The sequence below is a fragment of the Enterobacter sp. JBIWA008 genome (assembly GCF_019968765.1).
GTDB lineage: Bacteria > Pseudomonadota > Gammaproteobacteria > Enterobacterales > Enterobacteriaceae > Enterobacter.
In genome coordinates, this window is sequence record NZ_CP074149.1 from 1,353,312 (window position 1) to 1,367,555 (window position 14,244).

Below are 14,244 nucleotides of genomic sequence, written 5' to 3' on the forward strand. Positions count from 1 at the left end.
CTACGCCTTACCCGGCAACAGAAGGGAAGGTTATTTACGTCGCTGACGCAGGCTCATCAGCACCGCGCCAAAGCCGAACAGCACGGTCATTATCCACAGCGGCCAGTTGCCGGTACGGGCGTATGGCGTCAGCCCCGTGGTTGGCGTGACTTTTGTGGTCAGCACTTCCCGGGTGAACTGCGGGATCATGGCCTGGATTTCACCCTGCGGTCCAATCACAGCGGTGATGCCGTTGTTGGTGCTACGCAGCAGCGGACGCGCCAGCTCCAGGGAGCGCATACGTGCCATCTGGAAGTGCTGCCACGGGCCGATTGACTTACCAAACCAGGCATCGTTTGAGATGGTCAGCAGATAGTCAGTATCCGGGCGGAAGTTATCGCGCACCTGCTCGCCGAGAATGATTTCGTAGCAGATGGCCGCCGTCAGGGCAAATCCGTGCGCGTGCAGCTGAGGCTGTAAGTACGGGCCGCGGCTGAAAGAGGACATCGGCAGGTCAAAGAATGGTGCCAGCGGACGCAGAATCGACTCCAGCGGGACAAATTCACCAAACGGCACCAGGTGGTTCTTGTTGTACCGGTCAGTAGAGTGGTAGCTGTACTCGCTATTTTTCCCGAGCGTAATGATGCTGTTGTAGGTGTCGTAGCGGTTCTGCTGATTCAGACGCGCATCGACAATCCCGGTGATTAGCGTGCTGCCGCGCGCCATCAGCAGGTCGTTCATCATGTTGAGGAACGGCTGCTGGTTAATTTCAAGATCGGGGATCGCAGATTCCGGCCAGATAATCAGCTGTGATTTACCCATTACCTCTTCGGTGGCGTTGGCGTAGATCTTCAGCGTATTCAGCAGCTCTTTCTCATCCCACTTCATAGACTGCGGAATATTCCCCTGCACCATGGAAACCTGCATGGCGCGCTCAGGCTCAGGCGTGAACCAGTGGATATAACGCAGCGGAAAGGGAAGGGCGAACAGCACCAGCGCCACTGCCAGCGGCCTCCAGCCGCGCGAGACGAGCGCCAGGACCAGCAGTCCGCTCACCACCATCAGCAGGAAGTTGATGGCCTCAACGCCCATTACCGGCGCCAGGCCTTTCAGCGGACCGTCAATCTGACTGTAGCCGAACTGCAGCCACGGGAAGCCGGTGAGTACCCAGCCGCGCAGGAACTCGGTTACCTGCCAGACCGCCGGCGCGGCAACGGCGACGCGCAGCCAGGTGGTTTTTGGCCACAGGCGAGAAAGGATGCCGGCGAACAGACCGGTATAGAGCGAGAGATACGCGGCGAGCAATACCACCAGGAAGACGTTTACCGGGCCAGGCATACCGCCAAACTGGGCGATGCTGACATAGACCCAGTTGATACCTGAGCCAAACAGCCCCAGCCCCCAGAAGTAACCGATGGCAGCGGCCTGTACCGGACGACGATTCAGGGTCAGGCCCTGAAGCCCCATCAGGGAGAGGATGGCCGCGGGCCAGATATCGTAAGGTGAGAAAGCCAGCGTACCGCTGGCTCCAAGTAACAGCGCCAGCAGCAAACGGACGCGCTGGCGTTCAAGCAGTGGGGCAAATGCCATTTACATTAATCTTCCAGTTTTGGCACCGGTGAGTCGTCCGGCGTTCTGACGTGAACCTGTATAATACGTCGGCTGTCGGCCATTGCCACTTTGAACTGGTAACCGTCGATGTCAACGGTCTCACCGCGCGCCGGGAGGTGGCCAAAGGCCTGCATCACCAGCCCGCCAATGGTATCGACCTCTTCATCGCTGAAGTGGGTACCGAAGGCGTCGTTGAAGTCCTCAATGGAGGCCAGCGCGCGCACGGTCCAGGTGTGGCGGCTAAGCTGACGGAAGTCGATATCTTCTTCTTCGTCGTACTCGTCTTCGATTTCGCCCACGATCAGCTCAAGAATATCCTCGATCGTGACCAGTCCGGAAACGCCACCAAATTCATCAATAACAATCGCCATGTGGTAGCGCTGAGAGCGGAACTCTTTCAGCATCCGATCCACACGTTTACTCTCCGGCACAACCACGGCCTGGCGTAACACTTTTTCCATGCTGAAGGCTTCGGCATCGCTGCGCATAAATGGCAGCAGATCTTTGGCCATCAAAATCCCTTCGATGTGATCCTTGTCTTCGCTGATGACCGGGAAACGCGAGTGGGCGGATTCGATGATCACATCGAGGCACTCGTCCAGCGTCTGGTTACGTTTCAGGGTGATCATCTGCGAGCGGGGGATCATGATATCGCGAACGCGCTGGTCGGCGATGTCCATAACCCCTTCGAGCATTTCGCGCGTATCTTCGTCGATAAGATCGTTCTGCCCGGAATCACGAATCAGCTCCAGCAGTTCATCACGGTTTTTGGGTTCGCCGTGGAAAAGCTGGTTCAGAATGAGGGAGAAAAATCCCTTTTTACTGGTTGTCGTGTCGCTACTGTGTGAATTGTCGTCGCTCATGGCGTTTGTTAAGGGTTCTCTTGTTAGTTCAACGTTTACCGCCACGCGATGTCCTTTCGTGGCGGCATGTGAGTCAGTCAGGTGACGGACTATTCTTTCTCGGCAATGTACGGATCCTCATAGCCCAGAGCAAGCATTATCTCTGTCTCGAGGGACTCCATCTCTTCCGCTTCGTCGTCTTCAATGTGATCGTAGCCGAGCAGGTGCAGACTGCCGTGTACCACCATATGCGCCCAGTGGGCCTCAAGCGGCTTTTGCTGTTCTTTAGCTTCCTGCTCAACCACCTGACGGCAGATGATCAGATCGCCCAGCAGCGGTATCTCAATGCCCGGCGGCGCTTCGAACGGGAAAGAGAGCACGTTGGTCGGCTTATCTTTCCCGCGATAGGTCAGGTTAAGCTCGTGGCTTTCAGCTTCATCCACCAGGCGAATCGTAACTTCTGATTCTTCCTGAAACTGAGGAATAACGGCATCCAGCCATTTCTGAAACTGTGCCTCATCTGGCATGCCGGAATTGTCTTCACAGGCCAGCTGTAAATCGAGGATCACCTGACTCATTTCTGTTCTTGCTCCTGCGCTTCGCGCTTACGTTCTGCGGCCAGTTCGGCCTTACGCTTCTGATCCGCCTCTTCCCAGGCTTCATAGGCGTTAACGATACGCGCGACCACCGGGTGGCGTACCACGTCTTCACTGTGGAAGAAGTTAAAGCTGATTTCGTCGACCTCGGCCAGCACCTCAATGGCGTGGCGCAGGCCGGATTTGGTGCTGCGCGGCAGGTCAATCTGGGTGACGTCACCGGTAATGACCGCTTTCGAGTTAAAACCGATACGCGTCAGGAACATCTTCATCTGTTCGATGGTGGTGTTCTGGCTTTCGTCGAGAATGATGAACGCATCGTTCAGCGTACGACCGCGCATGTAGGCGAGCGGAGCAACTTCGATAACGTTACGCTCAATGAGCTTCTCGACCTTCTCAAAGCCCAGCATTTCGAACAGCGCATCGTATAAAGGACGCAGATACGGGTCGACCTTCTGGCTCAGATCGCCTGGCAGGAAGCCCAGTTTTTCACCCGCTTCAACGGCAGGGCGGGTCAGCAGGATGCGACGGATCTCCTGGCGTTCCAGGGCATCTACCGCAGCGGCAACGGCCAGATAGGTTTTACCCGTACCCGCCGGGCCCACCCCGAAGGTGATATCGTGGTCGAGGATATTGGCGATGTATTGCGCCTGGTTTGGCGTACGCGGCTTAATGACGCCACGTTTGGTCTTGATATTGATTGCCTTACCGTAGTCCGGCACGCTTTCCGCGCTCTGCTCAAGCACGCGCGCCTCTTTAATGGCGAGGTGAATTTGTTCCGGTTCGATATCCTGAATTTCGCCACGCATGGGGGATGTATCCACATACAGGCTACGCAGAATATCCGCAGCGGCGTTGACGCAGATAGGGCGTCCGGTAAGTTTGAAATGATTATCGCGACGATTGATTTCGATACCCAGACGTCGCTCCAGTTGTTTGATGTTGTCATCAAACGGCCCGCACAGGCTCAGCAGGCGAGCGTTGTCTGCTGGCTCAAGGCTAATTTCACGCGTATCTATGTTCAAACTGTTCCTCTTTAATTAGTTAACCGATCCGTTGCGATAGGGCGTAATAAAACGGTCATTACCGAAATTATTCACGCCACAGAATAAAGGCGCAAGCGTTGCGGAAGATATTGGGGACGATGAGAGGAAATACAAGGCCTGCCGGAAAGGCAGGCCTTGGGGATTAAGGCTGGTAAATCCCAACGCCAGAATCGTTTTCTTTACGGGTACGAGAGATCACGGATTCCGGTGACTCAGCAATACGCAGGCCCATTTCGTCCTCGGTGCGTACCAGCTTCGCGCGCAGCGAGTTGGTCAGCACTTCGACAATCTCGACGTCCACGAATTTACCGATCATGTCCGGGGTGCCTTCAAAGTTCACCACGCGGTTGTTTTCCGTACGACCGGAGAGTTCCATAATGCTCTTGCGGGAAGTGCCTTCCACCAGAATGCGCTGAACGGTGCCGAGCATACGGCGGCTCCACGCGTTGGCCTGCTGGTTAATACGATCCTGGAGAACATACAGACGCTGCTTTTTCTCTTCTTCCGGCACATCGTCAACCATATCGGCCGCAGGTGTCCCAGGACGCGCAGAGAAGATAAAGCTGTAGCTGACGTCAAAATTCACTTCACCGATGAGCTTCATGGTGCGCTCGAAGTCATCAGCGGTTTCGCCAGGGAAGCCGACGATAAAATCGGAGCTGATCTGGATATCCGGACGCGCTTCACGCAGCTTGCGAATGGTGGACTTGTACTCGAGCACCGTATGCGGGCGGCCCATCAGGTTCAGCACGCGGTCAGAACCACACTGAATCGGCAGGTGCAGGAAGCTCACCAGCTCTGGCGTATCGCGATACACGTCGATGATGTCGTCGGTAAATTCCATCGGATGGCTGGTGGTAAAGCGAATGCGGTCGATACCGTCAATCGCAGCCACCAGACGCAACAGCTCGGCAAAGCTGCCGGTGGTGCCGTCGTAGTTTTCCCCACGCCAGGCGTTAACGTTCTGGCCCAGCAGGTTTACTTCGCGAACGCCCTGTGCGGCAAGCTGTGCGATTTCAAACAGTATATCGTCTGCTGGACGGCTGACTTCTTCACCACGGGTGTAAGGCACCACGCAGTAAGTGCAGTATTTGTTGCAGCCTTCCATGATGGAGACGAAGGCGGTCGGGCCATCGGCGCGCGGCTCCGGCAGACGGTCAAATTTTTCGATCTCAGGGAAGCTAACGTCAACGACCGGGCTACGGTTGCCGCGAACCTGATTGATCATCTCCGGCAGGCGGTGCAGGGTCTGAGGGCCAAAGACGATATCCACATACGGGGCTCTCTGGCGGATCAGCTTGCCTTCCTGCGACGCAACGCAACCGCCCACGCCGATGATCAGGTCCGGGTTTTTTCGCTTGAGAAGCTTCCAGCGGCCTAACACGTGAAAGACTTTTTCCTGCGCTTTTTCACGAATCGAACAGGTGTTCAGCAGCAGCACGTCCGCTTCTTTCGCATTTTCAGTCAGCTGGTATCCGTGGGTGGTATCCAGCAGATCGGCCATCTTGGATGAATCGTATTCGTTCATCTGACAGCCCCAGGTTTTTATATGGAGTTTTTTAGTCATCGACTTGCTCAGCTCAGGATTGCAAGCCGCGTATTGTAATGCTTTGGTGGGGTTGTGACCAGTATGAAGGTTGTGTGTCTCAGGACCGCAAAAATCCGGTAAACTTAAGGGATTCTCCAATAAGGAAAATTGACCATGACACTCCAACACACCGAAGTTGCCGTTGTCGGCGGCGGTATGGTCGGCGGCGCGCTGGCGCTGGGGCTGGCGCAGCAGGGATTTGAGGTAACGGTAATTGAACAGGCTGCTCCGCCGACATTCGATCCCACCAGCAAACCGGATGTGCGCATTTCCGCGATCAGCGCGGCGTCCGTCGATCTGCTGCGCGGGCTGGGCGTCTGGGACGCGGTGCTGGCGATGCGCGCCCATCCATACAGCCGTCTTGAAACCTGGGAGTGGGAAAATGCCCACGTCGCGTTTGATGCCGCTGAGCTGAAGCTGCCGCGCCTGGGCTATATGGTGGAAAACAACGTGCTCCAGCGGGCGCTCTGGCAAGCCCTGGAGTCGCACCCTAAGGTCACGCTGCGCGTGCCTGCGTCGCTTAAGGCGCTGCATCCTCACGATAGCGGTTATGTACTGGCCCTCGACAGCGGCGATGAACTGGCCGTGAAGCTGGTCGTCGGGGCGGACGGCGCCAACTCGCTGGTCAGGCAGATGGCGGGGATTGGGGTTCATGCCTGGCAGTATGAGCAGTCCTGCATGCTGATTACCGTCGAGTGCGAGAATGCGCCGGGTGAAAGTACCTGGCAGCACTTTACCCCGAATGGCCCGCACGCCTTTTTACCGCTGTTTGATAACTGGGCGTCTCTGGTGTGGTACGACAAACCGGCTCGCATTCGTCAGCTGCAGGGGCTCTCAATTGAACAATTGCAGTGGGAAATCCATCTGAACTTCCCTGGCCGTTTGGGCAACGTTACGCCGATCGCTGCAGGGGCGTTCCCGCTCACGCGCCGTCACGCATTGCAGTATGCCCGAGAGGGGCTGGCGCTGGTGGGGGATGCGGCACACACTATTCACCCGCTGGCCGGGCAGGGGGTCAACCTGGGGTATCGTGACGTTGAGGCTTTACTGGATGTGCTTGGCAGCGCCCGCGGGCACGCGGAAAACTGGGCCAGCCATCTGGTCCTGAAGCGTTACCAGACGCGACGCATGGCGGATAACTTTATTATGCAGTCGGGAATGGATCTGTTCTATGCCGGGTTCAGTAATGACTTAGCCCCGGTGCGCATTCTGCGTAATATTGGATTGATGGCGGCAGAGCGTGCCGGTGGTCTGAAGCGTCAGGCACTGAAATACGCCCTGGGACTTTAATTTTTGCTCCGACTATTCCCTCGCCCCTTTTGGGGAGAGGGTGAGGGGGCATCAGGCAGGATAATAGCGAATAACAAAAACAAAAAAGCCCGCATAGCGGGCTTTTTTGTTACTTAAGTGGCTGGGGTGCAGGGATTCGAACCCCGGAATGCTGGTATCAGAAACCAGAGCCTTACCGCTTGGCGACACCCCAATTGCGTCAAACAAACTGCTTAACGACTTTGAAATTGGCTGGGGTACGAGGATTCGAACCTCGGAATGCCGGAATCAGAATCCGGTGCCTTACCGCTTGGCGATACCCCAACAATTTGTTTTGATTCCCGAAAAATCGACAATCTTAATTTGGTGGCTACGACGGGATTCGAACCTGTGACCCCATCATTATGAGTGATGTGCTCTAACCAACTGAGCTACGTAGCCAGTACTACAATCTTCGATTGGCTGGGGTACCTGGATTCGAACCAGGGAATGCCGGTATCAAAAACCGGTGCCTTACCGCTTGGCGATACCCCAATACCGCGGAGAACCGCAAAATCGAAGAAATATGGCTGGGGTACCTGGATTCGAACCAGGGAATGCCGGTATCAAAAACCGGTGCCTTACCGCTTGGCGATACCCCATCCGTGCAACGCTTACCCGGGAATGGTGCGGGAGGCGAGACTTGAACTCGCACACCTTGCGGCGCCAGAACCTAAATCTGGTGCGTCTACCAATTTCGCCACTCCCGCAAAAAAGATGGTGGCTACGACGGGATTCGAACCTGTGACCCCATCATTATGAGTGATGTGCTCTAACCAACTGAGCTACGTAGCCATCTTTTTTCGCGTTACCTTATCGGCGTTGCGGGGCGCATTATGCGTATAGACCCTTACAGCGTCAACACCTTTTTCAACGAAAATAGCCGGAATGTGACTGTTTGGTTAGGTTGCGAACAGCGTGGCCGAATATTCGGCAATTATTGGTTATTAATCAGATTTAGGCGGTGAAATGTGAGGCAAAAAAATCAGGCCCCTGAGGGGCCTGATTGCGATCTGAGTGATTATTTGTAGGCTGACTGGTGAACGCCTACCGCGCGTCCTGATGGATCGTTCATGGATTTGAACGATTCATCCCATTCTATTGCTTTGGCAGACGAACAGGCGACGGACGGGCCACCCGGTACACACTCGGCAGCACTCGGCACCGGGAACAGCTCTTCAAAAATTTCACGGTACAAATAGGCCTCTTTCGAGCCCGGCGTGTTGTAAGGGAAGCGGAAGCTTGCGGTTTCCAGCTGTTGGTCTGAAACCTGTTTCGCCGCGACCTCTTTCAGGGTGTCGATCCAGCTATAACCTACTCCATCGGAGAACTGCTCTTTCTGACGCCATGCCACGCTCGCCGGCAGGTAGGATTCAAAACATTCACGCAGGATATGTTTTTCCATTTTGCCGTTGCCGCACATCTTGTCCTGAGGGTTAATGCGCATCGCCACGTCGAGGAATTTCTTATCCAGGAACGGTACGCGCGCTTCCACGCCCCAGGCCGACATCGCTTTGTTGGCACGCGCACAGTCGAACATGTGCAACGCCTGAAGCTTACGCACGGTTTCTTCATGCAGCTCTTTAGCGTTTGGCGCTTTGTGGAAGTACAGGTAGCCGCCAAACACTTCGTCCGAACCTTCACCTGAGAGCACCATCTTGATGCCCATCGCTTTGATCTTACGCGACATCAGGTACATCGGCGTTGAGGCGCGGATGGTGGTCACGTCATAGGTTTCGATGTGATAGATCACATCGCGGATCGCATCCAGACCTTCCTGCACGGTGAAATGAATTTCATGGTGCACGGTGCCGAGGTGGTTCGCCACTTCCTGAGCAGCTTTCAGGTCAGGTGCACCTTCCAGGCCAACCGCAAAAGAGTGCAGCTGTGGCCACCAGGCTTCTGAGCGCTCCTGATCTTCCACGCGACGGGCCGCGAATTTCTTGGTGATCGCGGAGATCACGGAGGAGTCCAGACCTCCGGAGAGCAGCACGCCGTACGGCACGTCGGACATCAGGTGGCTTTTCACGGAATCTTCCAGAGCCTGACGCAGTTCGGCTTTGTCCGTGACGTTGTCTTTTACCGCATCATAGTCGAACCAGTCACGCTGGTAATAGGAACGGATCTCGCCGTCTTTGCTCCACAGATAGCTGCCCGCCGGGAACTCTTTAATGGTGCGGCAGACCGGCACCAGGGCTTTCATTTCAGAGGCAACGTAGAAGTTGCCATGCTCATCGTGGCCCATGTACAGCGGGATAATGCCGATGTGGTCACGGCCAATCAGGTAAGCATCTTTTTCGCTGTCGTACAGGGCGAAGGCAAACATTCCCTGCAGGTCGTCCAGGAACTCGGGCCCTTTCTCCTGATACAGCGCCAGGATCACTTCACAGTCAGAACCGGTCTGGAACGCGTAGCGGTCGTCGTATTCGGCGCGCAGGGCCTGGTGGTTATAGATTTCACCGTTGACAGCCAGCGCGTGCGTTTTTTTCTCGTTATACAGCGGCTGTGCACCGGCGTTGACGTCAACAATAGACAGACGTTCGTGAGCCAGAATCGCTTTGTCACTGGCGTAAACGCCTGACCAGTCCGGGCCGCGATGGCGCATCAGGCGGGATAGTTCGAGTGCTTTTTTACGCAGTTCGCCCGCGTCAGTTTTAATATCCAGTACGCCAAAAATTGAACACATAACCTTCTCCGTTAACCCTGTTGCTTTGTAATGTTGCTTGCTTATGAAAATGCCGCAAAGTGGCAGGGCGCGCAAGCGTTTTGCAGGCTAAAACGGAAATAGTGCAATCGTGATTGCGGAATAGTGAAAAAAGAGCACGTTATGAATTCTTTTATTGATGATTATTCAATAAAACGTGCTTTTTGTTAGATGGGGTTTTATTTGTGTAGGCCATAAATGAAAAAACCACGCCCTGAGGCGTGGTTCGGAATCAAATAATATCGATTTCGTCGACGGAGGGGTAAATCCAGCTCGGCCGGAACGGCATCGAATCAATATCATCAAGTTGAGAGACGCCGGAGAGGACCAGAATTGTCTCCAGACCCGCCTGGAAACCGGCCAGAATATCGGTGCGCAGGTTATCGCCGACAATAACCGTTTCTTCAGAGTGCGCCTGCATCTTGTTGAGCGCGGCACGAATGATCCACGGGCTCGGTTTACCGACCACGAACGGCTGACGACCTGAGATTTTCTCGATACCGGCGCAGAGCGCGCCGCAGGCCGGATAAAAACCACGGCCGTGCGTATCCGGGTTGGTAGCGATAAAGCGCGCGCCGCTGGCGACAAAATATGCAGCTTTATGCATCATCTCCCAGTTAAAGGAACGCGTCTCGCCAACAATCACGAAGTCCGGGTTTACATCAGTGATGGTGAAGCCTGCTTTGTACAGCTCGTGGATCAGCGCACCTTCCCCCACTACGTAGGCTTTCTTTCCTTCCTGGCGCTTCAGAAAATCCGCTGTGGCCATCGCCGAGGTATAAAACACGCTGTCCGGGACGTCGACGCCTGCGGTGGCAAAACGGTTTGCCAGATCCTGACCGGTTTGGGAAGGGTAGTTCGTGAGCAGAACCAGTGGCATTCCTTTGTCGATAATGCGGTGAAGAAACTCCGCAGCACCCGGCACGGCGACGTTGTCGTGCATCAGCACGCCGTCGATATCACAAATTACGTTCTTAATGGTCATGGACAGTCCGACATCAAAAAAAGAAGGCGTTACTATAAGGTCCGATCAACTTTCCAGCAAATGCTGCAGCAGAATTCCGTTAAGCATGGCGCGTTTGACCAGCGCGAATGCGCCAATCGCCGAACGATGGTCAAGCTTTGAACGAACAACCGGGAGATTCTGGCGGAATGCTTTCAGCGCCTGGGTGTTAATACAGCCTTCAATGGCGGGGAGTAGCACCTTTTCCGCTTCTACAATTTCACCGGCGATCACCACTTTTTGTGGGTTGAACAGGTTAATGGCGATGGCGATGGTTTTCCCCAGGTGGCGTCCTACCTGCTCGATCACTTCACAGGCCAGCGCATCGCCTTTATTGGCGGCTTTGCAGATGGTTCCTATCTTGTAATCGTCCAGCGTGACGCGGCTTTGATAACCCTGCTCAAGGAGATGGCGAACGCGCTGCTCGATGGCCGTATTGGCGGCAATGGTTTCAAGGCAGCCGAAGTTGCCGCAGTGGCAGCGCTCCCCGAGGGGCTCAACCTGAATGTGGCCGATCTCGCCGACGTTACCGTTGCGACCAATAAAAATACGGCCGTTAGAGATAATACCGGCGCCCGTTCCGCGGTGAACGCGCACCAGAATAGAGTCTTCGCAGTCCTGGCTCGCACCAAAGTAGTGCTCTGCCAGTGCCAGAGAGCGAATGTCGTGGCCCACAAAGCAGGTTACTTTAAAACGCTTTTCCAGCGCGTCGACCAACCCCCAGTTTTCAACCTGAATGTGCGGCATATATCGGATCACGCCGCTTTCCGGGTCGACCAGGCCGGGCAGAATCACGGAGATAGCAATAAGTTCGCGGATTTTGCGCTGACAGCTTTCAATAAACTGCGCGATGGTATTCAGCAGCGCATGCTCCAGCGTCTCCTGGGTGCGCTCCGGAAGAGGGTAGTGCTCTTCCGCAATCGCTTTACTGCTCAGATCGTACAGCGTGAGCGTGGTGTCATGACGGCCCAGCCGGACGCCAATTGCCTGAAAATTGCGGGTTTCGGTAATAATGGAGATAGCGCGGCGGCCCCCGGTGGAGGCCTGCTGATCGACTTCTTTGATCAGACCGCGCTCAATGAGCTGGCGGGTAATTTTTGTCACGCTGGCGGGAGCAAGCTGGCTTTGTTCGGCTATTTGAATTCGCGAGATTGGTCCGTGCTGGTCAATCAGGCGGTATACCGCCGCACTGTTAAGTTGTTTAACGAGATCGACATTACCGATTTGAGCTTGTCCGCCAGGTGTCATACTTTTACTTACTCAGTGACGACCTCGTTACCATTAACGATGGTCTTAATAATTTTAAAATCGTGTGTGAATGCCGTCAGGTTTGCAACCATACCTGGTGCAATTCCGCCGAGCTGTTTATCCACGCCCATTGCGCGAGCCGGATAAAGGGTTGCCATACGCAGGACTTCATCAAGCGCAATTCCGCAATGTTCAACCAGGTTACGCACCCCTTCAATCATGGTCAAAGAGGAACCGCTCAGCGTACCGTTTTCATCCACACACAGTCCATTGCGGTAGTATATTGTTTTACTGGCAAAAATGAACTGCTCAATATTTGCACCTGCCGGTGCGGTGGCATCCGTCACCAGACAAAGCTTGTCACCTTTCAGCCGCTTAGCATTGCGAATGTTGGTGTAATCGACATGTAATCCGTCCGCAATTATGCCGCAGTAGACGTCTGGCTCATCCAGAATCGCCCCGACCAGGCCCGGTTCACGGCCTGTGATATACGGCATAGCGTTGTAAAGGTGCGTTGCGAAGGTAATGCCCGCGCGGAAACCGGCTTTCGCCTCTTTCAGCGTCGCGTTAGAGTGCCCTGCTGAAACGATAATCCCGGCACCAGCCAGTTTGCTGATGACATCCGTACCCGTCATTTCAGGCGCTAGCGTCACTTTGGTGATCACATCGGCGTTCGCACACAGGTAGTCAACCAGTTCCGCATCAGGTTTACGCACGTAATTCGGGTTATGCGTCCCTTTCTTGACCATATTCAGCCATGGCCCTTCAAGATGCAGGCCCAGTGCCTGATTAGGGTGTTTGGCCAGGTATTCCCGCATCACGCGGATACCCTGCTTCATGAGATCATCACTACTGGTGATGAGCGTTGGCAGATAGCTGGTGCAGCCCGATTTCTCATTGGCTTTCTGCATGATCTCCAGGGTTTCGACCGTCACCGCATCCGCGGTGTCATTGAATTGCACACCGCCGCAGCCGTTAAGCTGTACGTCGATGAAACCGGGGGAGATTACTGCTCCATTGAGTGAGCGCTGTTCAATCTCCGGCGGCAGTTCTGCCAGCGGGCAAACACGTTCAATCAGGCCATCAGCGATAACAATCGCATGGTCATCCAGAATTTCATGGCCGGTATAAATCCGACCGTGGGTTAAAGCGTACATAACGACCCCCGGTTAAAAAAAGCGGCCGCCTCTTGATGAAGAGGCGGTTATTCAATTACAGACCTTTGATGTTCTCAGCTTCTAACTCGTTGAAGTATTTCAGCGTTTTAACCTTCAGCTCCATCGTGGACGGTTCGTCGCAAACGATGACTGATTTAGGATGCAGCTGCAGGCAGCTGATGGTCCACATATGGTTAACGTTGCCTTCAACGGCAGCCTGGAGCGCTTGGGCTTTCACGCCGCCCAGCACCAGGATCATCACTTCTTCGGCATCCAGCAGGGTGCCTACGCCTACGGTCAGGGCGTATTTTGGTACCTGGTTAACATCGCCGTCAAAGAAGCGGGAGTTTGCCACGCGCGTGTCATGGGTCAGCGTTTTAATACGGGTGCGGGAAGCCAGAGATGACGCCGGTTCGTTAAACGCGATATGACCATCATTACCTACACCACCCATGAACAGGTGGATCTTACCGTAAGAACGGATTTTTTCTTCATACTGACGGCATTCTGCGTCAATATCAGGCGCGTTTCCATTCAGCAGGTTAATATTTTCAGATGGAATATCAACGTGATCAAAGAAATTGCGGTGCATAAAGCTATGGTAGCTTTCCGGGTGGTCTTTCGGTAAGCCAACGTATTCATCCATATTGAAGGTCACAACATGTTTGAAGCTAACCTGGCCTGCTTTATGCATCTCAACCAGCGCCTTATAGGCGGTCAGCGGTGTGCCGCCTGTCGGAAGTCCAAGAACGAAAGGACGATCGGCGGTCGGCTTAAACGCGTTAATACGATTAACGATATGGCGAGCGGCCCATTTACCGACTTGTTCAGCAGTTGCCAGGGGAATCAGTCTCATTGTTCACCTCGAGAGTTAAAGTAGAAGAGTGGGCGGATGGCTATCGGAACCTGATACTTAAGCGTAACCTGGAAACTTTCAGGCCGGATCAATCCGTCTTGATTTTTTGAATGATAAAATAAGTTTTCACTGTTAGCCAGTATGAGGGAGGGTAAATAACGATATTTGGTGACAAAAATCACAAAAAATACGCGTTTAATTTGCGATACGAATTAATTTTTCACACACTCACAATGCCAGTGAAGCATCAACGGTATCTATCGTTCGTGACACAATAAAAAACAGAGCTGAGAACATGCCTTAAAC

Annotated in this window: 11 protein-coding genes and 7 tRNA genes; 1 reads left to right on the forward strand and 17 read right to left on the reverse strand. The window is 54.3% G+C overall.

Going from position 1 to position 14,244, the window contains the following annotated elements; all coding sequences use genetic code 11:
• Window positions 1–30: 30 nt before the first annotated feature.
• The 5 genes from lnt to miaB all read right to left on the reverse strand — a co-directional run bounded on the left by lnt (window position 31) and on the right by miaB (window position 5,641).
• Complete coding sequence (gene lnt, locus KGP24_RS06595) at window positions 31–1,569, reverse strand: apolipoprotein N-acyltransferase (RefSeq protein WP_223562767.1); 1,539 nt, start codon at window positions 1,567–1,569, stop codon at window positions 31–33.
• 5 nt (window positions 1,570–1,574) lie between these two features.
• Window positions 1,575–2,453, reverse strand: coding sequence for a CNNM family magnesium/cobalt transport protein CorC (gene corC / locus KGP24_RS06600; protein WP_021242574.1), 879 nt, complete (start codon window positions 2,451–2,453; stop codon window positions 1,575–1,577).
• Between the two features lie 89 nt (window positions 2,454–2,542).
• A complete protein-coding gene (gene ybeY, locus KGP24_RS06605) occupies window positions 2,543–3,010 on the reverse strand; it encodes an rRNA maturation RNase YbeY (protein ID WP_223562768.1) in 468 nt (155 codons plus the stop codon).
• Window positions 3,007–4,053, reverse strand: a complete 1,047-nt coding sequence (locus KGP24_RS06610; RefSeq protein WP_008501053.1) for a PhoH family protein — start codon at window positions 4,051–4,053, stop codon at window positions 3,007–3,009. The genes ybeY and KGP24_RS06610 overlap by 4 nt, the downstream gene beginning before the upstream one ends.
• A gap of 163 nt (window positions 4,054–4,216) precedes the next feature.
• Complete coding sequence (gene miaB, locus KGP24_RS06615; RefSeq protein WP_223562769.1) at window positions 4,217–5,641, reverse strand: tRNA (N6-isopentenyl adenosine(37)-C2)-methylthiotransferase MiaB; 1,425 nt, start codon at window positions 5,639–5,641, stop codon at window positions 4,217–4,219.
• A 135-nt stretch (window positions 5,642–5,776) separates the two neighbouring features.
• Here miaB and ubiF point away from each other — a divergent pair, with 135 nt between their 5' ends.
• Window positions 5,777–6,952, forward strand: a complete 1,176-nt coding sequence (gene ubiF / locus KGP24_RS06620; RefSeq protein ID WP_223562770.1) for a 3-demethoxyubiquinol 3-hydroxylase — start codon at window positions 5,777–5,779, stop codon at window positions 6,950–6,952.
• 118 nt (window positions 6,953–7,070) lie between these two features.
• Here the strand turns inward: ubiF and KGP24_RS06625 are convergent.
• The 12 genes from KGP24_RS06625 to nagB form a co-directional block, all read right to left on the reverse strand.
• Window positions 7,071–7,145: transfer RNA gene (locus KGP24_RS06625), tRNA-Gln, on the reverse strand.
• A 35-nt stretch (window positions 7,146–7,180) separates the two neighbouring features.
• A tRNA-Gln gene (locus KGP24_RS06630) sits at window positions 7,181–7,255 on the reverse strand.
• Between the two features lie 40 nt (window positions 7,256–7,295).
• Window positions 7,296–7,372 (reverse strand) — tRNA-Met (locus KGP24_RS06635).
• Window positions 7,373–7,390: 18 nt separating this feature from the next.
• A tRNA-Gln gene (locus KGP24_RS06640) sits at window positions 7,391–7,465 on the reverse strand.
• A 32-nt stretch (window positions 7,466–7,497) separates the two neighbouring features.
• Window positions 7,498–7,572 (reverse strand) — tRNA-Gln (locus KGP24_RS06645).
• A gap of 23 nt (window positions 7,573–7,595) precedes the next feature.
• Window positions 7,596–7,680, reverse strand: a tRNA-Leu gene (locus KGP24_RS06650).
• Window positions 7,681–7,688: 8 nt separating this feature from the next.
• Window positions 7,689–7,765, reverse strand: a tRNA-Met gene (locus tag KGP24_RS06655).
• Between the two features lie 226 nt (window positions 7,766–7,991).
• A complete protein-coding gene (gene asnB, locus KGP24_RS06660) occupies window positions 7,992–9,656 on the reverse strand; it encodes an asparagine synthase B (RefSeq protein ID WP_223562771.1) in 1,665 nt (554 codons plus the stop codon).
• 250 nt (window positions 9,657–9,906) lie between these two features.
• Window positions 9,907–10,659: a ribonucleotide monophosphatase NagD gene (gene nagD / locus KGP24_RS06665; RefSeq protein ID WP_023310763.1), complete on the reverse strand. Its 753-nt coding sequence runs from the start codon at window positions 10,657–10,659 to the stop codon at window positions 9,907–9,909.
• Between the two features lie 45 nt (window positions 10,660–10,704).
• Window positions 10,705–11,925 (reverse strand): N-acetylglucosamine repressor, encoded by a 1,221-nt coding sequence (locus KGP24_RS06670; protein WP_223562772.1) that lies wholly within the window; start codon window positions 11,923–11,925, stop codon window positions 10,705–10,707.
• A gap of 8 nt (window positions 11,926–11,933) precedes the next feature.
• Window positions 11,934–13,082, reverse strand: coding sequence for an N-acetylglucosamine-6-phosphate deacetylase (gene nagA / locus KGP24_RS06675; RefSeq protein ID WP_223562773.1), 1,149 nt, complete (start codon window positions 13,080–13,082; stop codon window positions 11,934–11,936).
• Between the two features lie 55 nt (window positions 13,083–13,137).
• Window positions 13,138–13,938 (reverse strand): glucosamine-6-phosphate deaminase, encoded by an 801-nt coding sequence (gene nagB / locus KGP24_RS06680; RefSeq protein WP_023310765.1) that lies wholly within the window; start codon window positions 13,936–13,938, stop codon window positions 13,138–13,140.
• Window positions 13,939–14,244 lie beyond the last annotated feature (306 nt).